22 protein-coding genes, 1 pseudogene and 1 riboswitch are annotated in these 23,936 nt (G+C 66.7%); of the genes and pseudogenes, 18 read left to right on the plus strand and 5 right to left on the minus strand.

The genetic code is table 11. From position 1 onward, the window contains the following. Position 1 precedes the first annotated feature (1 nt). From CVUC_RS08010 to CVUC_RS08035, 6 genes are all read left to right on the plus strand, one after another. Entirely contained in the window at positions 2-928 is a 927-nt protein-coding gene (locus CVUC_RS08010) for a hemolysin family protein (RefSeq protein WP_096032117.1), read from the plus strand. Next, positions 925-2,517, plus strand: coding sequence for an apolipoprotein N-acyltransferase (gene lnt, locus CVUC_RS08015; protein ID WP_101685803.1), 1,593 nt, complete (start codon positions 925-927; stop codon positions 2,515-2,517). The genes CVUC_RS08010 and lnt overlap by 4 nt, the downstream gene beginning before the upstream one ends. A 27-nt stretch (positions 2,518-2,544) precedes the next feature. Beyond that, the gene (locus CVUC_RS08020) at positions 2,545-2,979 is read left to right on the plus strand and encodes a helix-turn-helix domain-containing protein (RefSeq protein WP_012639864.1); all 435 of its coding nucleotides are present in this window, start codon (positions 2,545-2,547) and stop codon (positions 2,977-2,979) included. Between the two features lie 119 nt (positions 2,980-3,098). After that, entirely contained in the window at positions 3,099-4,322 is a 1,224-nt protein-coding gene (gene metK, locus CVUC_RS08025; protein ID WP_010917940.1) for a methionine adenosyltransferase, read from the plus strand. Between the two features lie 89 nt (positions 4,323-4,411). Next, positions 4,412-5,092, plus strand: coding sequence for a tRNA (guanosine(46)-N7)-methyltransferase TrmB (gene trmB, locus CVUC_RS08030; RefSeq protein WP_012639863.1), 681 nt, complete (start codon positions 4,412-4,414; stop codon positions 5,090-5,092). A gap of 101 nt (positions 5,093-5,193) precedes the next feature. Next, positions 5,194-5,580 (plus strand): hypothetical protein, encoded by a 387-nt coding sequence (locus CVUC_RS08035; RefSeq protein WP_096032116.1) that lies wholly within the window; start codon positions 5,194-5,196, stop codon positions 5,578-5,580. Positions 5,581-5,586: 6 nt separating this feature from the next. Here the strand turns inward: CVUC_RS08035 and ppa are convergent, their stop codons facing one another. Beyond that, positions 5,587-6,120 carry an inorganic diphosphatase gene (gene ppa, locus CVUC_RS08040; RefSeq protein WP_010917937.1) on the minus strand — a complete coding sequence of 178 codons (534 nt, stop codon included), beginning with the start codon at positions 6,118-6,120 and terminating at the stop codon, positions 5,587-5,589. 258 nt (positions 6,121-6,378) lie between these two features. On the opposite strand from ppa, the gene rimP reads away from it, so the two are divergent. From rimP to pnp, 11 genes are all read left to right on the plus strand, one after another. Beyond that, entirely contained in the window at positions 6,379-6,954 is a 576-nt protein-coding gene (rimP, locus tag CVUC_RS08045) for a ribosome maturation factor RimP (RefSeq protein ID WP_012639861.1), read from the plus strand. Positions 6,955-6,956: 2 nt separating this feature from the next. Further along, a complete protein-coding gene (gene nusA, locus CVUC_RS08050; protein WP_010917934.1) occupies positions 6,957-8,603 on the plus strand; it encodes a transcription termination factor NusA in 1,647 nt (548 codons plus the stop codon). A 78-nt stretch (positions 8,604-8,681) separates the two neighbouring features. After that, the gene (locus tag CVUC_RS08055) at positions 8,682-9,332 is read left to right on the plus strand and encodes an RNA-binding protein (RefSeq protein WP_096032115.1); all 651 of its coding nucleotides are present in this window, start codon (positions 8,682-8,684) and stop codon (positions 9,330-9,332) included. A 278-nt stretch (positions 9,333-9,610) separates the two neighbouring features. Then, entirely contained in the window at positions 9,611-12,643 is a 3,033-nt protein-coding gene (gene infB / locus CVUC_RS08060; protein WP_164468031.1) for a translation initiation factor IF-2, read from the plus strand. 103 nt (positions 12,644-12,746) lie between these two features. Beyond that, positions 12,747-13,265 (plus strand): DUF2939 domain-containing protein, encoded by a 519-nt coding sequence (locus tag CVUC_RS08065; protein WP_096032113.1) that lies wholly within the window; start codon positions 12,747-12,749, stop codon positions 13,263-13,265. Next, positions 13,265-13,840, plus strand: a complete 576-nt coding sequence (locus CVUC_RS08070; RefSeq protein ID WP_096032112.1) for a hypothetical protein — start codon at positions 13,265-13,267, stop codon at positions 13,838-13,840. Before CVUC_RS08065 ends, CVUC_RS08070 begins: the two co-directional genes overlap by 1 nt. 59 nt (positions 13,841-13,899) lie before the next feature. After that, positions 13,900-14,688, plus strand: coding sequence for a dienelactone hydrolase family protein (locus CVUC_RS08075; protein WP_096032111.1), 789 nt, complete (start codon positions 13,900-13,902; stop codon positions 14,686-14,688). Between the two features lie 100 nt (positions 14,689-14,788). Beyond that, positions 14,789-15,238, plus strand: a complete 450-nt coding sequence (gene rbfA / locus CVUC_RS08080) for a 30S ribosome-binding factor RbfA (protein WP_096032110.1) — start codon at positions 14,789-14,791, stop codon at positions 15,236-15,238. Positions 15,239-15,240: 2 nt separating this feature from the next. Then, positions 15,241-16,173, plus strand: a complete 933-nt coding sequence (gene truB / locus CVUC_RS08085) for a tRNA pseudouridine(55) synthase TruB (RefSeq protein WP_010917926.1) — start codon at positions 15,241-15,243, stop codon at positions 16,171-16,173. Positions 16,174-16,187: 14 nt separating this feature from the next. Further along, entirely contained in the window at positions 16,188-16,457 is a 270-nt protein-coding gene (rpsO, locus tag CVUC_RS08090; RefSeq protein ID WP_010917925.1) for a 30S ribosomal protein S15, read from the plus strand. A gap of 248 nt (positions 16,458-16,705) precedes the next feature. Then, on the plus strand, positions 16,706-18,844 hold the full coding sequence (pnp, locus tag CVUC_RS08095) for a polyribonucleotide nucleotidyltransferase (RefSeq protein WP_096032109.1): 2,139 nt from the start codon (positions 16,706-16,708) through the stop codon (positions 18,842-18,844). An 80-nt stretch (positions 18,845-18,924) separates the two neighbouring features. On the opposite strand, the pseudogene CVUC_RS20810 reads toward pnp, so the two are convergent. From CVUC_RS20810 to CVUC_RS08110, 4 genes and pseudogenes are all read right to left on the minus strand, one after another. Further along, a pseudogene (locus CVUC_RS20810) lies at positions 18,925-19,038 on the minus strand (hypothetical protein); the annotation flags it as partial. A gap of 44 nt (positions 19,039-19,082) precedes the next feature. Further along, positions 19,083-19,526: a hypothetical protein gene (locus CVUC_RS19705; RefSeq protein ID WP_125469907.1), complete on the minus strand. Its 444-nt coding sequence runs from the start codon at positions 19,524-19,526 to the stop codon at positions 19,083-19,085. Positions 19,527-19,835: 309 nt separating this feature from the next. After that, positions 19,836-20,555 (minus strand): ribonuclease T2, encoded by a 720-nt coding sequence (locus CVUC_RS08105; RefSeq protein ID WP_096032107.1) that lies wholly within the window; start codon positions 20,553-20,555, stop codon positions 19,836-19,838. Between the two features lie 48 nt (positions 20,556-20,603). Then, positions 20,604-21,236 (minus strand): LysE family translocator, encoded by a 633-nt coding sequence (locus tag CVUC_RS08110; protein ID WP_010917919.1) that lies wholly within the window; start codon positions 21,234-21,236, stop codon positions 20,604-20,606. A gap of 26 nt (positions 21,237-21,262) precedes the next feature. Continuing rightward, a riboswitch (ZMP/ZTP riboswitch) is annotated at positions 21,263-21,344 on the minus strand. A 147-nt stretch (positions 21,345-21,491) separates the two neighbouring features. Here CVUC_RS08110 and CVUC_RS08115 point away from each other — a divergent pair. Beyond that, positions 21,492-23,813: a TonB-dependent receptor gene (locus CVUC_RS08115; protein ID WP_164468030.1), complete on the plus strand. Its 2,322-nt coding sequence runs from the start codon at positions 21,492-21,494 to the stop codon at positions 23,811-23,813. Positions 23,814-23,936 lie beyond the last annotated feature (123 nt).

Genomic DNA, 23,936 nt, shown 5'->3' on the forward strand with positions numbered 1-23,936 from the left:
CATGCCCAGCGACGAGCCTAGTCAACAGCCCGCCGCCCGACGAAGCCGGGGCGTGCGGGCGTTTTTCCGACGTATGCGCAGGCGACTGATGGGCGGCGGCGAGCCTCCTCGCCCGCCCGAAACCGCCGCGTCCGCCGCTGCATCCGCCGCTGCGGTCGACCTGGTGGATCAGGCCGAAGCTTTTCAGAGCCTGCGGGTCGCCGATGTTATGACACCCCGCGCAGACATCGTCGCCGTCGAGCTCTCGACCCCGTTCGAAGCGGTGGCCGCCCAGTTCGCCGAAGCCGAGCACTCTCGGATGCCGATCTATCGCGAGACCCTCGACGACCCCGTCGGCGTCATCCACGTCAAGGACGTGTTCCGCCTTCTCGCCGACGAGGCCAAGCGCCCTGCGCCGAGCGACCTGATCCTGAACAAGCTGCGCCGCGACGCCTTGTACGTGCCGGCCTCCATGAAGGCCGCCGACCTTCTGCTCCGCATGCGCACCAGCCGCATCCACATGGCGCTGGTCATCGACGAGTTCGGCGGCACAGACGGTCTGGTGTCGATGGAAGACCTGATCGAAGCGGTCGTCGGCGAGATCGACGACGAGCATGACGACGCCACCGCCGTTGCGGTCGTAGCGCGTCCGGGCGGGATCTTCGACGCCGACGCCCGGGCGCCGCTAGAGGAGCTGGAGGCTGCGCTGAGCCACGACCTGGCGCCGCCGGACATGGACGAGGATATCGACACCGTCGCGGGCCTGGTCGTCGCCCTGGCCGGCCGTGTGCCCCAGCGGGGCGAGGTGATCGCCCATCCCGACGGTTTCGAGTTCGAAGTCGTCGAGGCCGACCCCCGTCGGGTTCGACGCGTTCGGGTTCGCGGCGGTCCTTCCCAACCGGCGGAGCCCGCGCTGGACGGCGCCCAGCCGGACATAGAGCGCTCGTGATCGCCTGGACGCGGTTCCGTGAACGGCCCTGGAGCGGTCCGGCCCTGGCGCTGATCGCCGGTCTGGCGGCGGCGCTGGCCCACCCGCCCTTCGGCGTGCTGCCCGGCCTGCTGGGCTATGCGGGCCTGCTGCATCTGCTGGACAACGCCGACGTCCAGCGTCCGCTCCGATCGGCGTTCTGGCGGGGATGGCTGGCGGGCGTTGGCTATTTCGGGCTCGGCACCTGGTGGGTTGGCGAGGCCTTTCTGGTCGACGCTGCGACCCACGGCTGGATGGCGCCCTTCGCCGTGACCGGCATGGCGGCCGGACTCGCCCTGTTCTGGGGCCTGGCCGCCCTGCTCTATCGGGCGCTACGGCCCGCGAGCGCCTGGCGCGTCCTGACCTTCGCCGGGGCCTTCGCCGCCCTGGAATGGATGCGCGGCCATATCCTGACGGGCTTTCCCTGGAATCTTCCCGGCGAAACCTGGAAGGCCGGATCGGCGCCGTCGCAACTGGCTGCGCTGGTGGGCGCCTATGGCCTGACCTGGATCACCCTGGCCATCGCCGGCGCGCCAGCCCTGTGGCGGCAGGGCCGTGGCGGACGCGCCGCGACCGGCTTGGCCGTCGCCAGCCTGATCGGCCTCTATGGCTATGGCGTAATCGCTCTGTCTCGCCCTCTGTCCCCGAGCGGTCCCACCACGGTGCGCATCGTCCAGGCGGACATCAAGCAGGACCTCAAATGGGACGCCGAGCGCTTCGCCCAGATCGTTCAAGCCTATGTGTCGCTGACCGCGACGCCCTATGCCGCAAAGCCCGTCGACATCGTGATCTGGCCTGAAGGCGCCCTGCCGGCGGCGGTCAATGACTATCTCGCGCCCGGAACCTGGGTGCGACAAGCCATTGTCGACAGCCTGGCGCCCGGCCAGCTGCTGCTGATCGGCGGCTATCGCTATGAAGGAGCCGGGCCCCATCCGACCTACTACAACAGCCTGGTGGCCCTTCGCAGGACCGAAACGGATCTCGAGCTCGTCGGGATCTATGACAAGCACCGCCTGGTGCCGTTCGGCGAATACCTGCCCGCTGACCGCTTTCTCACAGTGATCGGCTTCAAGAGCCTGGCGCGACTGTCAGACAACTTCACGACCGGCCCTACGCCCGCCCCGCTGCGGATTTCTCCGGAGCTGCTGGTCCAGCCGCTGATCTGCTACGAAAGCCTGTTTCCGGGCTTGGCCAAGCCCGATCCGAATGTCCGCGCCCTGATCAATGTCTCGAACGACGCCTGGTTCGGCGTGACCTCCGGGCCCCCGCAGCATCTGAACCTGGCGAGCTACCGCGCGATCGAAAGCGCCAAGCCCATCCTGCGCGCGACCCCGACCGGCATCAGCGCGGTGGTCGACGCGCGCGGTCGTATCGTGCCAGGAGCGTCGCTCGGCCTAGGAGAAAGCGGCGTCATTGACGCGCAAATACCAGGAATGGGTCAGGTTACGCCCTACGACAACTTCGGTGACGTGGCCTTTCTGGCGCTTATACTCATATCGGGGGTTGTATCGGCGCGTGTCCGGATAGGAAAAATCTCTTCCTCTATTGCGCCTAAGCGAAAGCTGAGCTGAACTAAAACCTGGATTTTAGCTTCTGGCGTGGGCATGCGCGAGTCGTCGGACACTGAACGCCACCCCAATCCCGTCGACCTGCATGTTGGCGCCCGCATTCGCATGCGCCGCCGAATCCTGGGTGTCAGCCAGGAACGGCTGGCCGAGGATCTGGGTCTGACCTTCCAGCAGGTTCAGAAATACGAGCGCGGCGCCAATCGCGTCAGCGCCAGCAAGCTCTACGAAATCGCCAGAAGCCTGCAGTCGCCGGTCGACTATTTCTTTGAAGGCCTGGAAGACACCACGGGCGGCGGAATGGCCGAACGGGGCGAGCCCTTCGTGCATGACTTTCTGATGACCCCCGAGGGCCTGGAACTGGCGACGCTGTTCCCAAAGGTCAGTCGACAGAAGGTTCGGCGCCGAATCCTGGAGCTGGTGCGATCCATGGCCGCCGAAGACGCGGCCAGCGGCTTAGACGACTGACGCGGCTGTTAGATAAGCTCACCTTGCTCGCATAAACATATCTTTATATGATTCTGGTCTAACTGAACGCCGACTGGGCGCCGCGCGCCCGTGCGTGTCTTCATGACCGGAGCTGTCTCTTGAGCCGTTCGTCCTACATCTTCACCAGCGAGAGCGTTTCCGAAGGTCACCCCGACAAGGTCGCCGATCGCATCAGCGACACCGTCGTCGACGCCTTCCTCTCGGTCGATCCCGAGGCGCGCGTCGCCTGCGAGACCTTGGTGACCACCAATCGCGTCGTGCTGGCCGGTGAGGTTCGCGCCGGCAAGCCGGACGGCGACAAGAAGGCCAACAAGCAGCTGACCAAGGACATCCTCGGCTCCCTGGAGCCGAAGGTCCGCGCCGCGATCAAGGATATCGGCTACGAGCAGAAGGGCTTCCACTGGAACAAGGCGAAGTACTCCAACTTCCTGCACGGCCAGTCCGCCCACATCGCCCAGGGCGTGGACGCCACCGACAAGAAGGAAGAGGGCGCCGGCGACCAGGGCATCATGTTCGGCTACGCCAGCACCGAGACCCCGGAGCTGATGCCGGCGACGCTGCAGTACAGCCACAACATCCTGAAGCGCCTGGCCGAGCTGCGTCACAGTGGCGCGCTCTCCGAGCTGGAGCCGGACGCCAAGAGCCAGGTGACGTTGGAATACGATGGCAATGGCCGCCCGCTGCGCGTGGTCTCGATCGTCGTGTCGCACCAGCACAAGAAGAAGATCGACGGCAAGGCCGCGACCTCCAAGCGCGTGCTGGAGCTGATCAAGCCGCACATCCTGCCGATCTTCCCCGACGGCCTGATCACCAAGAAGACCCAGTGGCTGGTCAATCCGACCGGCCGCTTCGAGATCGGCGGTCCGGACGGCGACGCCGGCCTGACCGGCCGCAAGATCATCGTCGACACCTACGGCGGCGCGGCCCCGCACGGCGGCGGCGCCTTCTCGGGCAAGGACCCGACCAAGGTCGACCGTTCGGCCGCCTATGCCTGCCGCTATCTGGCCAAGAACGTCGTTGCGGCGGGTCTGGCCGACCGCTGCACGATCCAGATCGCCTACGCCATTGGCGTCGCCCAGCCGGTCTCATTCCACGTTGACCTGCACGGCACCGGCAAGGTGGATCCGGCGGTGCTGGAAAAGACCCTGCCGCAGCTGATCGGCGGCGCCACCCCGCGCGCGATCCGCGAGCACCTGCAACTGAACCGTCCGATCTACGCCCGCACCGCCGCCTACGGTCACTTTGGCCGCACGCCGGACAACGAAGGCGGCTTCTCGTGGGAGAAGACCGATCTGGTGGGCGACCTGAAGGGCCTGGCGTAAGCTATCCGCCTCCATCTTCGAGACGGGCTCCGATCCTAGCGGGTCGGAGCCCGTTTTCATTTCGGCTTCAACCCTCTAAGACGCGCGCCATGACCACCCCGCAACAACCTCACGGACCACTGCGCTCGTTCGGCCGGCTGAAATCGCGCCCGGTGAAGCCGCGCCAGCAGGCCCTGCTCGATACGCTGCTGCCGGAAATCGCCGTTCCGACCGGTCCGTTTCAGCCACTGGACCTGATGCCCGAGGCCAAGGCCGTGTGGCTGGAGATCGGCTTTGGCGGCGGCGAGCACATGGCGAGCCAGGCCGGCCGCAATCCCGAGACCCTGGTGATCGGCGCCGAGCCCTTCGTGAACGGGGTGGCCTCCGCCGTGCGTCATGTCGAGGAGCAGGCGCTCAAGAACGTCCGCATCCACGAGGGCGACGCCCGCGACGTGGTCGACTGGCTGCCGGACGCCTGCCTGGATCGCGTGTTCATCATGTTCCCCGACCCCTGGCACAAGGCGCGGCACAACAAGCGCCGCCTGATCCAGCCGGAGTTCGTGGCCAAGCTGGCTCGCGTCATGAAGCCGGGCGCGGCCCTGCGCTTCGCCACGGATTGGGCGGATTACGCGGAGTGGACGACCGAGCGGGTTCTGGCCGATCCGAGCTTCCGCTTCGCCGATGAGGCGGCGGACCGCAACGCGATCCCGGCCGACCACGTGACTACGCGCTACGAGGAAAAGAAGCTGGGCGACTGCGCGCCGGTGTTTCTGGACTTCACCAGGGGCTGATCCCGCTACCCCCGACCCTAAGATCCCTTCTCCGGGAGGCCAGGTGGCCCTAGGCTCCGCGCCGAGCGCTCGACTTCACGCGCGATTTCAGGGGGACGACCATGATCTGGGTCGGAGAGCATTACGCCGGCATACTCGTAGTCAGCGGTCTTCTGACCCTGACCATGCTTCAGTTTGCGCTGGCGCCCAGCCGGTCTCAGCATTCGACCTTCGGCGAAGCGCTGGAGGGTCCGCTGACGAACGTCATTGTTCGCGGCTGGGGGCTGCTGATCGCCCTGATCGGGGGAGGTCTCATCTGGGCGGCCTTCCATCCGGAAACCCGGACACTGGCGGTCGCCTTCGCCGTCATCAGCAAGGCCTTCTTCATCGGATCGCTGATCGCCCAGGGGCGTCGCTACCTGAAGGGCTTCGCACGCATCGCCATCTTGATCGACGCGGTCGTCATCGCGCTGCTGGTGACCGGCCTCTGGGCCGGCCACCAGAGCTGATCGAACTCAGTAGCTCTCGTTGTAACGCTTAATCGCCGTGCGGATGATCTCGGCGGTTTCGTCGGGATCGGCCCAGCCGCTGATCTTCGTCGACTTGCCCTTTTCCAGATCCTTGTAGTGCTGGAAGAAGTGGGCGATCTGCTCGGTCAGGATGGTGGGCAGGTCGCGCCAGCTGGTCACGCCCGTATAGAACGGGTGTAGCTTGTCGACCGGCACGGCCAGGATCTTCTCGTCCGAGCCGGCTTCGTCGACCATCATCAGGGTGCCGATCGGGCGGCAGCGGATGATCGCGCCGGGCACCACCGGGGTCGGACCCACCACCATGATGTCGGCGGGGTCGCCGTCGTCGGCCAGGGTGTGCGGGATGAAACCGTAGTTGGCCGGATAGAACATCGCCGTGTGCAGGAAACGGTCGACCATCAGGGCGCCGCTTTCCTTGTCGATCTCGTACTTCACCGGCTCGCCGCCCTGCGGGATCTCGATGATGGCGTTCAGGTCGTACGGCGGGTTTACGCCGACGGCGATCTTGGACAGGTCCATTTTGACTCTTTATCAGATGCGGCCCTTGGGGAGCGGCCTGCGCGGCTGGGCTTATAGGCCCAAAATGCTGCGGCGCGGAAGACGACTCCGGAGATTTCCCCGCCATGAGTCGACAACGACCGCCAATTCGCCTACAAAGCGTTCCACATCGTCCGTTAGCGCTAGATGGCGCTTTCGAGCGGCGGCCCGAAAGGCTGCCGCTTTTTGTTTGGCCGAACGGTCTCAGCGCCGCCGGCCCAGAAGTTGAGTTGAGAGACCGTGCGCGGGAAGACGCAGGAAGACCGTGACCTGATCGAGATGCTCGATCCCGTGGCCGAGAGCCTCGGCTACGAGATTGTTCGCCTGCGCCTGATGGGCGGGACCGAGCAGCGCCGCCTGCAGATCATGGCCGAACACCCGCTGCTGGAAGACGGCTCGGGCGGCGACATGAATGTCGAGGACTGCGCCAAGCTGTCTCGCGCTGTTTCCGAAGTGCTCGACGCGGCCGATCCGATCGCCGGCGAGTACACCCTGGAAGTGTCCAGCCCCGGCATCGACCGTCCGCTGACCCGCCTGAAGGATTTCGACGACTATGCCGGCCTGGAGGCCCGCATTGAACTCGATCGCGTGGCCGAGGGCCGCAAGCGCTTCAAGGGCGAGCTCGCCGGCGTCGAGGACGACCAGGTGGGCCTGAACATCGAGGGCGAGGACGACGTCACCGTCTACTTCCCCTTCGCGTGGGTCATCGACGCCAAGCTCGTCATGACCGACGCCCTGATGGAGCGGGGGGCCAAGCAACGGGCCGCCCGCCTCGAATCCGACAACGAAGACCTGTCCGAAAGTGAAGAGGACTGACCATGGCCATCGGCATCGCCGCCAACCGGCTTGAACTCCTGCAGATCGCCGACGCGGTCGCCCGTGAAAAGGGCATCGAGAAGGAAGTCGTCATCGAGGCCATCGAGGACGCCCTGCAGAAAGCCGCCCGCGCCCGCTACGGCGCCGAGCACGACATCCGCGTCAAGATCGACCCCAAGACGGGCGAGACGACCCAGAAGCGCGTGATCGAGGTCGTGTCCGACGACGCTGAACTGGAAGGCGAGATCGGCAAGATGCCCTTCTCGATCGCCAAGCGCACCTGGCGCGACGCCGAGATCGGCAAGGTCTACGAAGAAGTCCTGCCGCCGTTCGAGATCGGTCGCGTCCAGACCCAGATGGCCCGTCAGGTCGTCATGCATAAGGTCCGCGAGGCCGAGCGCGAGCGTCAGTACGACGAGTACAAGGATCGCGTCGGCGAGATCGTCAACGGCAGCGTCAAGCGCGTCGAGTACGGCAACGTGATCGTGGATCTGGGCCGTGGCGAAGGCATCATGCGCCGCGACCAGTCGATCCCGCGCGAGAACTTCAATGTCGGCGATCGCATCCGCGCCTACATCTACGACGTCCGTCGCGAGACCAAGGGCCCGCAGATCATGCTGAGCCGCGCGCACGGCGGCTTCATGGCCAAGCTGTTCGCCCAGGAAGTGCCGGAAGTCTATGACGGCGTCATCGAGATCCGCGCCGTCGCGCGTGACCCCGGTTCGCGCGCCAAGATGGCCGTCATCTCGAACGACGGCTCGATCGACCCGGTCGGCGCCTGCGTCGGTATGCGTGGTTCGCGCGTGCAGGCGGTCGTCGCCGAGCTGCAAGGCGAGAAGATCGACATCATCCAGTGGTCGGAAGACGAAGCCACCTTCATCGTCAACGCCCTGGCCCCGGCTGAAGTCTCCAAGGTCGTCATGGACGAGGAAGACGAGCGCGTCGAAGTGGTGGTGCCGGACGAACAGCTTTCGCTGGCCATCGGCCGCCGCGGCCAGAACGTCCGTCTGGCCTCGCAGCTGACCGGCTGGCAGATCGACATCATGACCGAAAGCCAGGAGAGCGAGCGCCGTCAGCGCGAGTTCGCTGAGCGCACGGCCCTGTTCCAGGAAGCCCTGGACGTCGACGAGGTCATCGCCCAGCTGCTGGTCACCGAAGGCTTCGCCGCGGTGGAAGACGTCGCCTATGTCGAGCCGCATGAAATCGCCTCGATCGAGGGCTTCGACGAAGAAACCGCCGAGGAGCTGCAAACCCGCGCTCGCGAGTTCCTCGAAAAGGAAGCCGCCGAGCTGGACGCCAAGCGCAAGGCCCTGGGCGTCGAAGACGAGCTGCTGACCATCGAGGGCGTGACCCTGGCCATGGCCGTGGCCCTGGGCGAAGGCGACGTGAAGTCGATCGAAGACCTCGCCGGTCTGGTGCCTGACGACATGCGCGGCTGGTTCGAGAACAAGGGCGGTGAGCGCGTGCGCGAGCCGGGCATCCTGGAAAGCTTCAACCTGTCGCCCGAGGACGCCGAGGCGCTGATCATGCGCGCCCGTATCGCCATGGGCTGGGTCGAGGCGCCGCCGGAGCCCGAGCCGGAGCCGGAGTTCGAGGAAGAGTCCTCGGCCGAAGGCGACGTCGTCGCTGAAGCTGAAGAAGAGGCCTAAGCCCTTCTGAGCGGTGTTTGACGGCCTCGCGGAAACCTCCGCGGGGCCGTTCGCGCTCCCAGAAGGTCCCACAGGATCATGACCGAAACCGCTGCGCCCAAGACCCACGCCGAAGCCAATCGCCTGCGCAAGGACATCGTCCTGGGCGAAGCGACCGACGAGGCGCGCCTGATCCGCTTCGTGGCGGGTCCGGACGGGACGGTGGTTCCGGATCTGGCGCGAAAGCTGCCGGGACGCGGGATCTGGGTGGGAGCGGATCGGGACTCGATCACGACCGCCGCCAAGAAGGGCCTCTTCTCACGGGCCGCCAAGACCAAGCTGACCGCACCGGCGGACCTCGCCGACCAGGTCGAGGCGCTGCTGGCCCGCCGGGTCCTTGAGGGCCTGGGTCTTGCGCGCAAGGCCGGGAGCATTATTTCGGGCTTCGAGAAGGTGGTCGCCGCCCTGGGGACGGGCAAGGTGGCCTGGCTGATCGAGGCCTCGGACGGCGCCGAAGACGGTCGCCGAAAGGTTCTTTCCGCTGCGCGCAGGGCCGCCAACACGCCCCGCCTGCTGGGCGCCTTCAATTCCGACGAATTGGGTTTGGCCTTGGGCGGGGAGAATGTGATACACACAGCGCTTCTCGCAGGGCGCGGGATCGATCGCTGGGCACTGGATGTCGAGCGTCTGTCCGGTTTCCGCCCGCTTCTGCCTCCCGAATGGTCGGCGAACGGACGCGAGGACGACTAGGGATTTTCGCCTTTGGCGGTTCCTGGGCACAGACGGCGGGCCTGTCCGCCCGGTCGGTTCGCCGGCCTTGGCAGGCGCTAGAGCTTTTCCCTCTCACCGGACCGTCCGGTGGGATGGGAAAGCTCTAGAATCTTTGAGTGAGCCCAGGTGTTCGGCCGGGCTCGTGAGCGAAGGGTCGGGGAAACGGCTTCCTTATGGAGGTACGTCCGGGCCCCTTTCTCACATGGAACGAACGGTTTTTTAGCCGGGTACCGCCCGGCGGAAGTACAAGCGAGCGCATGAGCGACGAGAACGAAAACGGCCGACCCGGCGGACGCACCCCGATGACCCTGAAGCCCCGCCAGGGCTCAGTGAGCGCTGGGGTCGTGAAGCAGAGCTTCAGCCACGGCCGGACCAAGACGGTGGTGGTGGAAACCAAGCGGACGCGGACCCACGCGCCCGCGTCCGGCAATCTTGCCGCGCCGTCCTCGGCCGAGCGTCGCCATGGCGAAGCCCCTGCGCCGCGTCCGGCGCCGCCGCAAGGCGGCGGTGGCGGTTCGGCCGGCGGTCTGTCGCAGGAAGAACTGCGCGCCCGTCAGCGCGTCGTCGACGCCGCGCGTGAAGCTCAAGCCCGCCAGGTGGCCGAACAGGCCGCCGCCGAGGCCCGTGCTCGCGCCGCTCAGGAAGCTGCTCAGCGTGAAGCCGCGGCCAAGGCCGCAGCCGAACGCGCCGCCGCCGCGCCGCCGCCACCCGTCGCGCAAGCGCCGGCAGCGCCGGCTCCGGCAGCGCCCGTGACGCCGCCGCCGGCCGCTCCGCAGGCGCCGCGTCCCGTCGCTCAGGCCCCGGTCGCGCCGTCTGCGCCGCGCCAGGACGCCCCCCGTCAGGACACGCGCGCCGCGGCCCCCGGCCAGACTCGCACCTACGAGCCGAGCCGCGACCGCCGCGACGATCGTCCGAGCACGACGACCTATCGCCCGGCCCCGCAAGGCGACCGTCCGTTCAATCAACGCGCCCCGCGTCCCGACGCCAACGCCAACTTCGGTCAACGGGCTCCCCGTCCGGAAGGCGATCGTCCGCGCGGTCCGCGTCCCGACGGCGACCGTCCGCAAGGCGATCGCGGCGGCTATCGTGGCGATCGCCCGCAGGGTGACCGTCCGCAAGGCGACCGCCCGCAACAGACCGTGCGTTACTCGGCCCTGGCTCCGCGCCCGGCGCCCGGCGCCCGTGGTCCTGGCGGCCCGCCGCGCGGTCCGCGTCCCGGCGTTCCCGCCGCGGCTCCGGCCACCCCGGAAATCCAGCGCGCCACCCGTTCCGCGCCCCGCCCCGGCGGCGGCGCCATGGATCGCCGTCCGGACGAGGATGATGATCGTCGCAAGAACGCCGCGCCGAACAAGGCCGTCTCCCGTGTCAAGGGCGCGCCGCAGCGCCGCGAAGGCCGCCTGACCATCCAGGCCGTGGCCGGTGACGGGGATTCCGCTGACCGGATGCGCTCGCTCGCCTCGGTTCGCCGGGCCCGTGAACGCGAAAAGGAAAAGCGTCGCGGTGGCGCGGTCGAACAGGCCCGCGTGGCCCGTGAAGTCGTCATCCCCGACGTCATCACTGTTCAAGAGCTGTCCAACCGGATGGCCGTGCGCGGCGTCGACATCATCAAGTTCCTGATGCGTCAGGGCGTGATGCTGAAGATCAACGACGTCATCGACAACGACACCGCCGAACTGGTGGCCACCGAATTTGGTCACACCGTCAAGCGCGTGTCGGAAGCCGACGTTGAAGAAGGCTTCATCGGCGCCGACGATCACGACGAGCACATGGATCTGCGGCCCCCGGTCGTCACGATCATGGGTCACGTCGACCACGGCAAGACCAGCCTGCTCGACGCCCTGCGCTCCACCGACGTGGCGGCGGGCGAAGCCGGCGGCATCACCCAGCACATCGGCGCCTATCAGGTTCGCCTGAAGGACGGCCAGCGCGTGACGTTCCTCGACACGCCCGGCCACGCCGCGTTCTCGTCGATGCGCGCCCGCGGCGCCAACATCACCGATATCGTGGTGCTGGTCGTGGCCGGCGACGACGGCGTGATGCCCCAGACGATCGAGGCGATCAAACACGCCAAGGCCGCCGAGGTGCCGATCATCGTCGCCGTCAACAAGATGGATAAGCCCGGCTCGGATCCGACCCGCGTGGTCAACGAGCTGCTGCAGCACGAGATCGTCGTCGAAAGCCTGGGTGGCGACACCCAGCTGATCGAGGTTTCGGCCAAGGCCCGCACGGGCCTGGACAACCTGCTGGAAGCCATCCTGCTGCAAGCCGAAGTGCTGGACCTGAAGGCCAACCCCGACCGCAGCGCCGACGGCGTGGTGATCGAGGCCAAGCTCGACAAGGGTCGCGGCGCCGTCTCGACGGTGCTGGTCAACCGCGGCACGCTGAAGCGCGGCGACATCGTCGTGGCCGGCAGCCAGTGGGGCAAGGTCCGCGCGCTCCTGAACGAGCGCAACGAGCAACTGCAAGAAGCGGGCCCGGCCACCCCGGTCGAGATCCTCGGCCTGGACGGCGTGCCCTCGCCGGGCGACGCGTTCGCCGTCGTCGAGAACGAAGCCCGCGCCCGCGAGCTGACCGAGTACCGCATCCGCCTGAAGCGTGAGAAGTCGATGGCCCCGGTGGGCGCCGGCGCTTCGATGGCCGACATGATGGCCAAGCTGCAGGACAAGAAGCTGAAAGAGCTGCCGCTGGTCATCAAGGCCGACGTGCAGGGTTCGGCCGAAGCGATCATCGGTTCGCTGGACAAGATGGCCACCGACGAGGTCCGCGCGCGGATCATCCTGTCGGGCGCCGGCGCGATCAGCGAAAGCGATGTCATGCTGGCCAAGGGCGCCGGCGCGCCGGTCATCGGCTTCAACGTCCGCGCCTCGGCGCAGGCGCGGGCCCTGGCCGAACGCGAAGGGGTCGAGATCCGCTACTACGCGATCATCTACGACCTGCTGGACGACATCAAAGGCGTGCTCTCGGGCATGCTGGCCCCGATCCAGCGCGAAACCTTCCTCGGCAACGCCGAGGTCCTGCAGGCCTTCGACATCTCGAAGATCGGCAAGGTCGCCGGCTGTAAGGTCACCGAAGGCGTGGTCCGCAAGGGCGCCAAGGTCCGGATCATCCGTCAGGACATCGTCGTTCTGGAACTGGGCACCCTGCAGACGCTCAAGCGCTTCAAGGACGAGGTCAACGAAGTCCCCGTCGGTCAGGAGTGCGGCATGATGTTCGCGGGCTTCCAGGACATCAAGGTCGGCGACACGATCGAGTGCTTCACCGTCGAAGAGATCAAGCGCCAGCTCGACTAAGAGCGACGCAGGATCTGAAAATCAGGGCGCGGGTCGAAAGGCCTGCGCCCTTTTTCGTTGCTGAAAACCGAGACTGGAAATCGCCCCAATCTCTGGCTACGCCTTGAGGATGCGCCTGAAAGCCCTTCTCGCCCTGACCGCTGTCGCTGCGTCCTTGAGCGCCTGTGCGACCGTCAACCGCATCGACGCCGGCGGCGATGTGCACGACCTCCTAGTCGCCATCCGCGACAATGACCGTGCCGCGTTCGACGCGCACGTCGATCGTCGCGCTCTGAAGGGTCAGATCGAGGCGCGACTGATGGCGGAAGCTCGTCAGCGCGCAGGCCAGAACGACGGCGTCATCGCCCTTGCCGCCATCGCCGCCGGTCCGCTGGCCAACGCGGCCGGCGAGGCGCTGATCCGTCCCGAAACGTTCCGCGCGGCGGCCAACTACTATGGTTACACGCCCGATCGCCCGATCCCGGGTCGCGTGGCGATCGCTGCAGCTTTGCGGCCGACCGGCGATGGCCGCGTCTGCGCCGCGCGCAAGGATGGTCCCTGCCTGATGACTTTCACCCGCGAGGGTGATCGCTGGCGGCTGTCGGGCTTCGACGCCTCGGCGGCCAATCTCCGCGGCAAGTGATGCGTCGATCGATCGTCCGCAGCGCGGTCCTCGCGGTGGCGATGATCGGCGCCACGTCCTCCACCGCCCACGCCGAGACGCGGATGTTCTCGTACGATCCGATCTCGGCCGACGCCAAGCGGCTGACCGGCGCGGGCGTCACCATCCTGTTCAAGGATGGCCTGCTGGGCGCCAGCCGGCCGCTCAAGGTGCTGGCCACCGGCGTGCCAGCCCAGGCGATGCTGAAACCCGCGCGATCAAAAGACATTGGCCCCGGGGGCCTCTCGGCGATCACCGGCGTCGACGCCAACGCCGCCCTCTACGCGGTCGACACCTCGGCGGCGCAGGGCAAGATCTATCTGCGCGCCTTCTGCCCGGGCTCGACGCGGCTGTGGCTGTCGTTCAGCCCCATCGCCGTACGCCGCGACCTGCGGATCCAGGCCTTCGGCGATGATCCCAAAGCGTCGGGTCAGGCGCGCCTGTGCGGAACGCTCGACTTCTCCTATCGCGGCGAATGGCGGCTGCCGGACAACCGCACCCCCGATCCGATGTCGGACTGGACCGATAATCCTCAGCGTCCGGACGTCTCGAACTAGATCTCTCGCCAGCCGCGCGGGCAGGGTCTAGCCTCGGCGGAAAAGCGGAGGGGGACGAGATGGCTGATGACAAGGTGCTGGTGGGCTTTGAGCGCTTCGACTTCGACGACGGCCGCTGGTCCCGCGAGGTCTACAAGATCGGCTCAGGCCCTGCGGTCATTGTCATCCACGAAGTTCCCGGCCTGCATCCCGGTGTCCTGGCCTTCGCCCGCGACCTGGCGCAGGCGGGCCTGACCGCCTATTGCCCGAGCCTGTTCGGCAAGCCGGGCAAGAAGGTCTCTCGCGGCTATGCGATCGGCGAGATCCTCAAGAACATCTGCGTGCGCCGCGAATTCAGTGTCTGGAAGGACGGCCGCTCAAGCCCGATCGTCGACTGGCTGCGCGCCCTGGCCCGCCAGGTCCACGCCGAATGCGGCGGCAGGGGCGTCGGCGCGGTCGGCATGTGCTTCACGGGCGGCTTTGCGCTCGCGATGATGACCGAGCCCTCGGTCGTGGCGCCGGTGCTGTCCCAGCCCTCGCTGCCGTTCAAGGACCGGGGCGGCCTGGACTGTTCAGCGTCGGAGATCGCCTGCGCCAAGAAGCGGTTCCAGGACGAGAACCTGTCGCTGATCGCCATGCGCTTCACCTCTGACAAGCTGGTGCCCGACGCCCGCATCGCCCGCCTGAAGGCCGAGTTCGGCGACAAGGTCGAGGTGGTGGAACTGGCCGACGCGGACGCCGCGCCGGGCCAGCCGATGGCCCCCCACTCTGTGCTGACTCTGCACCTGCATCGCTCGGTCCCGACCAGCGGCAGCATGAGGGCGCGCGACAAGGTGATCGCGTTCTTCAAGGAGAGGACGGGGGGTTAGGCTGGACTTTCGGGCGCTACGCGCCTAGACACCGCGCCTTCCGATTTTCCCCGCGCACCGGCGTTCGATCCGCCGGCCGGGCCGCAAGGATCTCCGCGCCATGAAGCGCCAATCTGACCCCAAGAAGGGCGCCCTGACGGGCCCCTCGCAACGCCAGCTCCGCGCCGGCGAACTGATCCGCCACGCCCTGGTCGAGATCCTCCGCGAGGAGGAGCTGCAGGACGAGGCGCTGCACAACATCTCGGTCACCGTCTCCGAGGTCCGGATGAGCCCGGACCTGAAGCACGCCATCTGCTTTGTCGAGCCGCTGGGCGCGGGCCTGACCGGCCAGGATACGACGGACATCATCAAGGGCCTGAACCGGGTCTCCAAGTTCCTGCGCGGGCGGCTGGGCCGCAGCATCGACATGAAGTTCACGCCGGACCTGAAGTTCATCCACGACGAGAGCTTCGGCACGGCCGCCTATATGGACAAGCTGTTCCTGGATCCGCGCGTCCAGCAGGACACGCGCCGCCTGTCCGACGTGGTCGACGACGAAGACGAGGCCTGAGCATGGCCCGCCGCAAGAAGGGCGACGCCGTCTCGGGCTGGCTGTGCCTGGACAAGCCCTATGACCTGACCTCGACCACGGCCGTCTCCCGCGTGCGCCGCGCGTTCAACGCCCAGAAGGGCGGCCACGCCGGCACGCTGGACCCGCTGGCCACCGGCATCCTGCCGATCGCGCTGGGCGAAGCGACCAAGACCGTTCCGTTCCTGATGGACGCCGACAAGGCCTATCGCTTCACCATCGCCTGGGGCCGCGACACAACGACGCTGGACCGCGAGGGCGAGACCACGGGGACCTCTGACGTGCGCCCCACCCGAGAGCAAGTCGAGGCGGCGCTGCCCGCCTTCATCGGCGAGGTCGATCAGATTCCGCCGAACTTCTCGGCCATCAAGGTCGACGGCGAGCGGGCCTATGACCTGGCGCGCGACGGCGTGGAGTTCGAGCTGCCGACCCGCAAGGTCAGCATTTTCGACCTCAAGGTGGTCGACCAGCCGGACGCCGACCATGTGACGCTCACGATGGAATGCGGCAAGGGCACCTATGTCCGCGCCGTGGTCCGGGACCTGGCCAAGGCGCTGGGAACCTGCGGTCACGTGGCCGACCTGCGCCGCACCCGGGTGGGCGGCTTCTCCGAGGCCTCGGCGATAGCGCTGGAAACTCTGGAGAATTTGAGCTATGAGGCCCGGCTGTCGGAGGCATTGCTTCCGGTCGAGACCGCGCTGGACGACATCCCGGCGTTGGCCGTGACCGATGAAGACGCCTTCCGGCTTGCACAGGGACGCGCCATCGTCCTGCTTCCGCGTCAGGTGGAAACGTTGAAAGCCGAGCTTCCGCCCGGCGATCGCACCGTTTCAGCCATGTCCGGCGACAGGTTGGTGGCCCTGTGCGAGATGCGCGCTGGGAAGCTCAATCCCGTGCGGGTCTTCCAACTCACCTGAGCGGAGACAACCCGATGTCGATCACTCTCGAGCGCAAGGCCGCTCTTATCGCCGAACACGCCCGTAGCACGGGTGACACCGGCAGCGCCGAAGTCCAGGTCGCGATCCTCTCCGAGCGTATCGCCAACCTGACCGAGCACTTCAAGACGCACAAGAAGGACAACCACAGCCGTCGTGGCCTGCTGAAGCTGGTTTCCCAGCGTCGCCGGCTTCTCGACCACCTGAAGAAGTCCGACGCCGCTCGCTACCAGTCCCTGATCGAAAAGCTGGGCCTGCGTCGCTAAGGCATCAAGATCCGCCGCCCCGCTCAGGCAGGGCGGCGGATCGCGTATTTGGGGCCCGGCGGCCGAGACAGGCCGGACGTCAGGCCTCCTGCGGATAGCTCGTTCAACCGGGTCATCCGACTGTCCGAGGGTTCACGTCCTCAAACCCGCCTGTCACACTGGATGAGGATCATCGGGCCGGCTTCCGTTAGCCGTCCGCCCCTGTCCGCCCCGACGGGAATCCGCCCGCGGGAACCGAAAGAAGAAAAATGTTCGATATCAAACGCAAGACGATCGAGTGGGGCGGCAAGACGCTGGTCCTCGAAACCGGTCGCATCGCCCGTCAGGCCGACGGCGCCGTTCTGGCCACCATGGGCGAAACCGTTGTCCTGGCCACCGCTGTTTTCGCCAAGAGCCAAAAGCCGGGCCAAGACTTCTTCCCGCTGACGGTCAACTATCAGGAAAAGACCTTCGCGGCCGGCAAGATCCCCGGCGGCTTCTTCAAGCGTGAAGGCCGTCCGTCGGAAAAGGAGACCCTGGTCTCCCGCCTGATCGACCGTCCGATCCGTCCGCTGTTCGTCAAGGGCTTCAAGAACGAAGTCCAGGTCGTCGTCACCGTGCTGCAGCACGACCTCGAGAACGATCCCGACATCCTGGGCATGGTCGCCGCCTCGGCCGCCCTGTGCCTGTCGGGCGCCCCGTTCATGGGCCCCATCGGCGCGGCCCGCGTGGGCTGGGTCGACGGCGCCTACGTGCTGAACCCGACTCTCGACGAGATGAAGGAAAGCAAGATGGACCTCGTCGTGGCCGGCACCGCCGACGCCGTGATGATGGTTGAATCGGAAATCCAGGAGCTCTCGGAAGAGATCGTGCTGGGCGGCGTCAACTTCGCCCACCAGCAGATGCAGGCCGTGATCGACGCGATCATCGACCTGGCCGAGCACGCCGCCAAGGAGCCCTTCGCGTTCGAGCCGGAAGACACCGACGCGATCAAGGCCAAGATGAAGGACCTGGTGGGCGCTGACATCGCCGCCGCCTACAAAATCCAGAAGAAGCAAGACCGCTACGAAGCTGTCGGCGCCGCCAAGAAGAAGGCCGTCGCGGCCCTTGGCCTGTCGGACGAAAACCCGACCGGCTATGACCCGCTGAAGCTGGGCGCGATCTTCAAGGAACTGGAAGCCGACGTCGTGCGTCGCGGCATCCTGGACACCGGCCTGCGCATCGACGGCCGTGACGTGAAGACCGTCCGTCCGATCCTGGGCGAAGTCGGCATCCTGCCGCGCACCCACGGCTCGGCCCTGTTCACCCGCGGCGAGACCCAGGCGATCGTGGTCGCCACCCTAGGCACCGGCGACGACGAGCAGTTCATCGACGCCCTGGAAGGCACCTACAAGGAATCCTTCCTGCTGCACTACAACTTCCCGCCCTACTCGGTCGGTGAGACGGGCCGCATGGGCTCGCCGGGCCGTCGCGAAATCGGTCACGGCAAGCTGGCCTGGCGCGCCCTGCGCCCGATGCTGCCGAGCAAGGAAGACTTCCCCTACACGATCCGTCTGGTCTCGGAGATCACCGAGAGCAACGGTTCGTCCTCGATGGCCACGGTCTGCGGTTCGTCGCTGGCCATGATGGACGCCGGCGTGCCGCTGGTCCGTCCGGTCTCGGGCATCGCCATGGGCCTGATCCTGGAACAGGACGGCTTTGCGGTTCTGTCGGACATCCTGGGTGACGAAGATCACCTCGGCGACATGGACTTCAAGGTCGCCGGCACCAGCGAGGGCCTGACTTCGCTGCAGATGGACATCAAGATCGCCGGCATCACGCCCGCGATCATGGAGCAGGCTCTGGCCCAGGCCAAGGAAGGCCGCGCGCACATCCTGGGCGAAATGAACAAGGCCATGGACGCGCCGCGCGCCGACGTGGGCGACTTCGCGCCGAAGATCGAGACCATCAACATCCCGACCGACAAGATCCGTGAAGTGATCGGTTCGGGCGGCAAGGTGATCCGCGAGATCGTCGCCACCACCGGCGCCAAGGTCGACATCAACGACGACGGCGTGGTCAAGGTCTCGGCCTCGGACGGCGCCAAGATCAAGGCCGCGATCGACTGGATCAAGTCGATCACCGACGAAGCCGAAGTCGGCAAGATCTATGACGGCAAGGTCGTGAAGGTCGTCGATTTCGGCGCCTTCGTGAACTTCTTCGGCGCCAAGGACGGCCTCGTCCACGTCAGCCAGATCAGCAACGAACGCGTCGCCAAGCCGTCGGACGTGCTGAAGGAAGGCCAGATGGTCAAGGTCAAGCTCCTGGGCTTCGACGACCGCGGCAAGACCAAGCTGTCGATGAAGGTCGTCGACCAGGAAACCGGCGAAGACCTGTCCAAGAAGGAAGCGGCGGCCGAAGAGGCGTAAGCCACTTCCGCTTCCATTCCGGACGCAATCAGGCGGGCGGCTCCGAAAGGGGCCGCCCGTTTTGCGTTTGGGGGGGTGAAGCGCCGTGCGTCCTTCGAGGCCCGCTGCGCGGGCGCCTCAGGATGAGGAACTCTTTTGCTCTGAATACCTCATCCTGAGGTGCGCGCTCCTGAGCGCGCCTCGAAGGACGCAGGGTCGTTGGGGGCAGAGGCGGCGCTGAAGAGCGAGCCTTGAGACGTCAATGCGCTGGCGCTAGCTCCAATAGGTCGATCTCGACCTCTACCCGTTCATCGTCGAAGCTCACGATGAGAGCTTCGCTGAGCTGCGGATCGGCGAGACAAAAGCCGTTCGGATATGTTGCCCGAAGCTTCGGCAAGGAGCGGAGTAGCGCTTCCGCTGAGATCAAGACTGCGGGATGTTCGTTTACGTCCCACTCAACGACAATCAGCATTTCAAACGGTTCGGAATAAGCTCGAAGTGCGCCCTCCAGCGAGGGTGCCGGTTTAAGCTCCCAGCGCCTAGTTGCCCGCAAACGACCCGATAGCGCCCTTTGTCGCTCATCAGATAGCGGCGATATGGACGCCCCGAGGGCCGCCCAAGCCGCGACTAGAGAAGGAAGGCGTTCGGTTCGGCGCTTCTTCTGGATAAGGTCTGCGATGCGTTGCCGATTTTCGGTGCTCACAGCTTCCTTCTAACCAATCTTGCAACACCTGCCAGCGTCGCCCGCCGACCTCCAGGGTCGGTGCGATCCTTGCATCTCTTGGAGGCTGCAGCGTGCCGAGGCGTACAGGCCTGTCAAGGACGGCCCTCCGGGCCGCCGCGGCGCGGCCGGTCGAAGACCGGTCCTTGAGAGACCTGTACGCCTCGGCGATCGTCTCGCCGTGAGATGTAAGGACAGCTCCGCCCGCGAGGGGCGGACAAGTCAGGCGTTGCGTTAGCGGGGGAGAGTACGACTCCATCCCGCTTAGGCATGCGCCCCTTCCGCTCAGCCCTATCGCCTCGGCGTCACCGCCGCCACCACAGCATCCGCCGGTCCATTGCCGCCCCGGCAGGCCGCCCACTTGAACTTCAGGTCCATGCACACCCAGACCTCGGTCAAGCGGCCCTGCTTGATCCGGACGTTCAGGCCCTGGGCGGGCACGCCCGGATTGCGGGCGATGAAGGCCTGACGGATCTCGCCGGCGGTCATGGTCCCGTCAGCGCCGGGATCGAGATCGGGAACGTCCAGCCGCTCGCGGATCTGGCGGGTCTTCTTGAAATAGGCCTCAGGCGTTTTCCAGTTGCAGGTCCCGTGCGCCTGCCACTCGTGCTGCAGCAGCCAGGGCGACGGGGTCATGCACAGATTGGCCTTCACCGTCTTCACCCGCATCGGCGGGCTTGAGCGGCAATAGCGCGGGTGGACCCGATCGGGCCCGTTGGGCCACAGGCCGTGCACCGTGAAGCCGAAGCGGTTGGCCTCGCACTGGATCGCCTTGTCGGACTCCGGGATGCCGGCGCGGCAGGCCTCGGGCGACCAGTAGAGCGCCAGCAGATAGGCCGCGATCGGCACGTTGGGATGGACCTCGTCGGGCGGCGGGATCTCGGTCGGCGCGGGCGTGACCGCCTTGGGCACGGCGCAGGCCTGCAGGCTGGAGGCCTCCGCGGCGGCGGCCGTAAGGGCCAGGGCGGCGGCCAGGATGGCGGCGGGGACGGTCTTCATCGGCGACTCCAAGAACCCGACCGATAGGCCCGCGCGCTCGCCAGGGCGTCAAGCCCGCGATCAGCGCCGCGCCTCGGTGGCCATCCGCACCGCCAGTCCGCCGAGCACCGTGGCCATCAGCCAGCGCTGGACAAGCGCGAAACCGGGGCGGGCGGCCAGGAAGCCGGCGATGGTTCCGGCCGCCAGGCAGATGACGCCGTTCACGGTCAGGCTGACGCAGATCTGGGTCAGGCCCAGCGCCAGGGACTGGGTGAAGACGCCCCCATGCTCGGGCTTGATGAACTGCGGCAGCAGCGACAGGTACAACATCGCCGCCTTTGGGTTCAGCATGTTGGTCACGAAGCCCATCGTGATCAGCTTGGCGGGGCTGTCCTTGGGCAGCTCGCGCACCTGGAACGGCGAGGCGCCGCCGGGTCTGATCGCCTGCCACGCCAGCCAGGCGAGATACAACGCGCCGCCGAAACGGAGCAGGTCGTAGGCGATCGGCGCGGCCATCAGGAGGGCGGTGATGCCCAGCGCCGCGCACAGCAGGTAGACGACGAAACCCGCCGCCGTGCCGATCAGCGACACGATCCCGGCCCACCGGCCCTGACAGATCGAGCGGCTGACCAGATAGAGCATGTTCGGCCCAGGCGTCAGGGCCATGCTCAGACAGACAAGGGTGAAGGCGATCCAGGTCTTGGCCTCGGGCACAGGCGCGACTCCTTTGGCAGATTGGAGTTAGGCGCCCAGGCGAACGGCTCTGAAAGTCCACGCTTCCCGAGGGTCATTTCCCTCCGAACGCCAGTCGCGCGAACGCGGGTAGCTTATCCGGCGCGGGGCTCATCGGGAAGCGCGATCGTTGTTATTGCGAATAATTATCATTGCGACAGCGCCGCAACACAGATAAGAACGCCTCGCAATTTCAGGAGGGGGCGACTTGCAGCGCCCCCTGGGGATAGGACCATTATGCGTAACCCGAACTTCACCGGCGTCGTCAGCCGGCCTCGTCGCGCCTTGAGTATCGCCGCCGTCGCCGGCGTCGCGGGGCTCGGCCTCGCCCAGGCCGCCGTCGCCGGCCCCGACAGCGCCGACGCCGCCGTCACCACGGCCAACGCCGACGATCGGTCAGTCTCGTCCGTGACCATCGACGCCAAGCGGGTCGCCGACCCCTCGTCGAGCAAGTTCACCGCGCCGCTGGTCGATACGCCAAAGTCCGTGACCGTGATCCCGGCCAAGATCATCGAGCAGACCGCCGCCACCTCGCTGGCCGACATCCTGCGGACCTCGCCAGGCATCACCTTCGGCGCGGGTGAAGGCGGCCAGCCGCTGGCCGACCGGCCCTTCATCCGTGGGCAGGCCTCAGCCAACAACGTCTTTGTAGACGGCGTGCGCGACTCCGGCGGCCAGGTCCGCGAGATCTTCAACCTCGAGCAGGTCGAGGTCGTAAAGGGTCCCGACAGCGCCTATGGCGGTCGTGGTTCAGGCGGCGGCAGCATCAATCTGTCGTCCAAGAGCCCCAAGGCCGACAGCTTCGCCCGCGGCTCGGTCGGCGTTGGTACCGACGCCTATGTCCGCGCCACGGCCGACCTGAACCACGCCCTGAACGACAGCGTCGCGGTTCGTCTCAACCTGCTGGCCACGCAGGGCGACACGCCCGGCCGCAAGTCCGTGAGCTTCGACCGCTGGGGGGTCGCCCCCTCTTTGGCGATCGGTCTCGACGGCGACACCCAGCTGACCGCCAGCTACTACCACCTGGAAGGCGATCAGACGCCGGACTATGGCGTCCCGCTGCTGACCAAGACCACCCAGCCACGCACCGCCTCGGGCATCCTCGATGTCGATCGTCGCAGCTTCTACGGCGTCGCCTCGCGTGACTACCAGAAGACCAAGTCGGACATCGCCACCTTCGCCATCGATCACCGCATCGATGAGACGCTGAACCTGCGGCAGGTCGTGCGCTATTCCAAGTCGCTGAACGACTACATCGTCACCAACCCCGGCGACGGCGGCGCAGCGCAGTTCGTCCAGGGTCAGTGGTGGATGAAGCGCGGGACCAAGACCCGCTGGAACCCCACCGAGACCGTGGCCGCCGTCACCGATCTGCACGGCAAGAAGACCTTCCTTGGCCTCGAGCACAGCTTCGACGTCGGCCTGGAACTGAGCCGCGAGGAAAATCTCAACGCCACCTACTCGACCTTCACCACCTCGGGCGCGGCCTGCCCCACCGGCTTCACCATCGCCGCGACCACCCTGGCCAGCCTCGGGGCAGGCGACTGCACCCTGGTCTACAAGCCCAACGACAAGGACGCCTGGACCGGCGTCATCAATCGGGCTCCGGCCGCACGCAACGTCGCCAAGACCACCGCGCTCTATGGCTTCGACACCGTGAAGTTCGGCGAGAAGGTGCTGCTGAACCTGGGCCTGCGTCACGATCGCTACGAGAGCAAGGGCGTCGACGTCGCGACCACGCAAGCCAACGGGGTCTTCACCTCGGTGACCTACACCCCGCGCAGCGGATCCTGGGCGTTCACCAACTATCAGGTCGGCCTCGTCTACAAGCCGACCCCCGGGTCCAGCCTCTATGTGTCGTACAGCACCGCCTCGACGCCGCCCGGCATCGCGGCCGGTGACCAGAACAGCAACACCGCGACCGGCACGGGCAACCTCGCCACCGTGCAGCTGGAACCGGAAGACAGCGAGAGCTTCGAGGCCGGCGCCAAGGCCAATGTCTTCCACGACACGCTGGCCCTGTCGGCGGCGCTGTTCCAGACCAGCCGCAAGAACGCCCAGATCCAGATCGACGCCACCACCTACGCCCAGGTCGGCGAAGTCGAGGTCAAGGGTTTCGAATTCGGCGTCTCGGGCAACATCACCCCGAAGTGGCAGGTGTTCGGCGGCTACACCTACATGGACAGCGAACTGGTTCGCGGCGCCTATACCGGCGTCAACCAGGGCGACCCGCTGGCCAACACGCCCAAGCACAGCATCTCCAGCTTCACGACCTACAAGGTGACCCGCAAGATCGCGCTCGGCGGCGGCGCCTACCATGTGTCGAAGAGCTTCGGCGGCAACCAGGGCGGGGCCGGCGGCGGAGCCAGCCGCATCTACGCCCCGGCGTACTGGCGCTATGACGCCTTCGCCTCGTGGGCGGTCAGCACGGGCGTTGATCTTCAGCTCAACATCCAGAACCTGACGGACGAGCGCTATATCGCCCGCACCAACGGCGTGCACCACGCCGATCCGGCGCCGGGTCGCCAAGCGATCCTAACCCTCAATGTGAAGTACTGATCCTCCCCCTTACGGTGCTTCACACCCAGCGCCCCGTCCGACCTGTGTCGGTCGGGGCGTTTTTCCTTTTTGGTCAGACGATGATCTGATCCGGATCAAAGGAAGACGCGGCCGATCCAGATA

The sequence above is a fragment of the Caulobacter vibrioides genome (assembly GCF_002858865.1).
Taxonomy (GTDB): Bacteria; Pseudomonadota; Alphaproteobacteria; order Caulobacterales; family Caulobacteraceae; genus Caulobacter; species Caulobacter vibrioides.

Coding starts and splice junctions, on each gene's coding strand:
- CVUC_RS08035 (WP_096032116.1), top strand. CDS start 5,194: ATGATCTGGGTCGGAGAGCATTACGCCGGCATACTCGTAGTCAGCGGT.
- CVUC_RS08055 (WP_096032115.1), top strand. CDS start 8,682: ATGACCGAAACCGCTGCGCCCAAGACCCACGCCGAAGCCAATCGCCTG.
- trmB (WP_012639863.1), top strand. CDS start 4,412: ATGACCACCCCGCAACAACCTCACGGACCACTGCGCTCGTTCGGCCGG.
- infB (WP_164468031.1), top strand. CDS start 9,611: ATGAGCGACGAGAACGAAAACGGCCGACCCGGCGGACGCACCCCGATG.
- ppa (WP_010917937.1), bottom strand. CDS start 6,120: ATGGACCTGTCCAAGATCGCCGTCGGCGTAAACCCGCCGTACGACCTG.
- CVUC_RS08010 (WP_096032117.1), top strand. CDS start 2: ATGCCCAGCGACGAGCCTAGTCAACAGCCCGCCGCCCGACGAAGCCGG.
- truB (WP_010917926.1), top strand. CDS start 15,241: ATGGCCCGCCGCAAGAAGGGCGACGCCGTCTCGGGCTGGCTGTGCCTG.
- rpsO (WP_010917925.1), top strand. CDS start 16,188: ATGTCGATCACTCTCGAGCGCAAGGCCGCTCTTATCGCCGAACACGCC.
- CVUC_RS08070 (WP_096032112.1), top strand. CDS start 13,265: ATGCGTCGATCGATCGTCCGCAGCGCGGTCCTCGCGGTGGCGATGATC.
- CVUC_RS08075 (WP_096032111.1), top strand. CDS start 13,900: ATGGCTGATGACAAGGTGCTGGTGGGCTTTGAGCGCTTCGACTTCGAC.
- nusA (WP_010917934.1), top strand. CDS start 6,957: ATGGCCATCGGCATCGCCGCCAACCGGCTTGAACTCCTGCAGATCGCC.
- pnp (WP_096032109.1), top strand. CDS start 16,706: ATGTTCGATATCAAACGCAAGACGATCGAGTGGGGCGGCAAGACGCTG.
- CVUC_RS08115 (WP_164468030.1), top strand. CDS start 21,492: ATGCGTAACCCGAACTTCACCGGCGTCGTCAGCCGGCCTCGTCGCGCC.
- rbfA (WP_096032110.1), top strand. CDS start 14,789: ATGAAGCGCCAATCTGACCCCAAGAAGGGCGCCCTGACGGGCCCCTCG.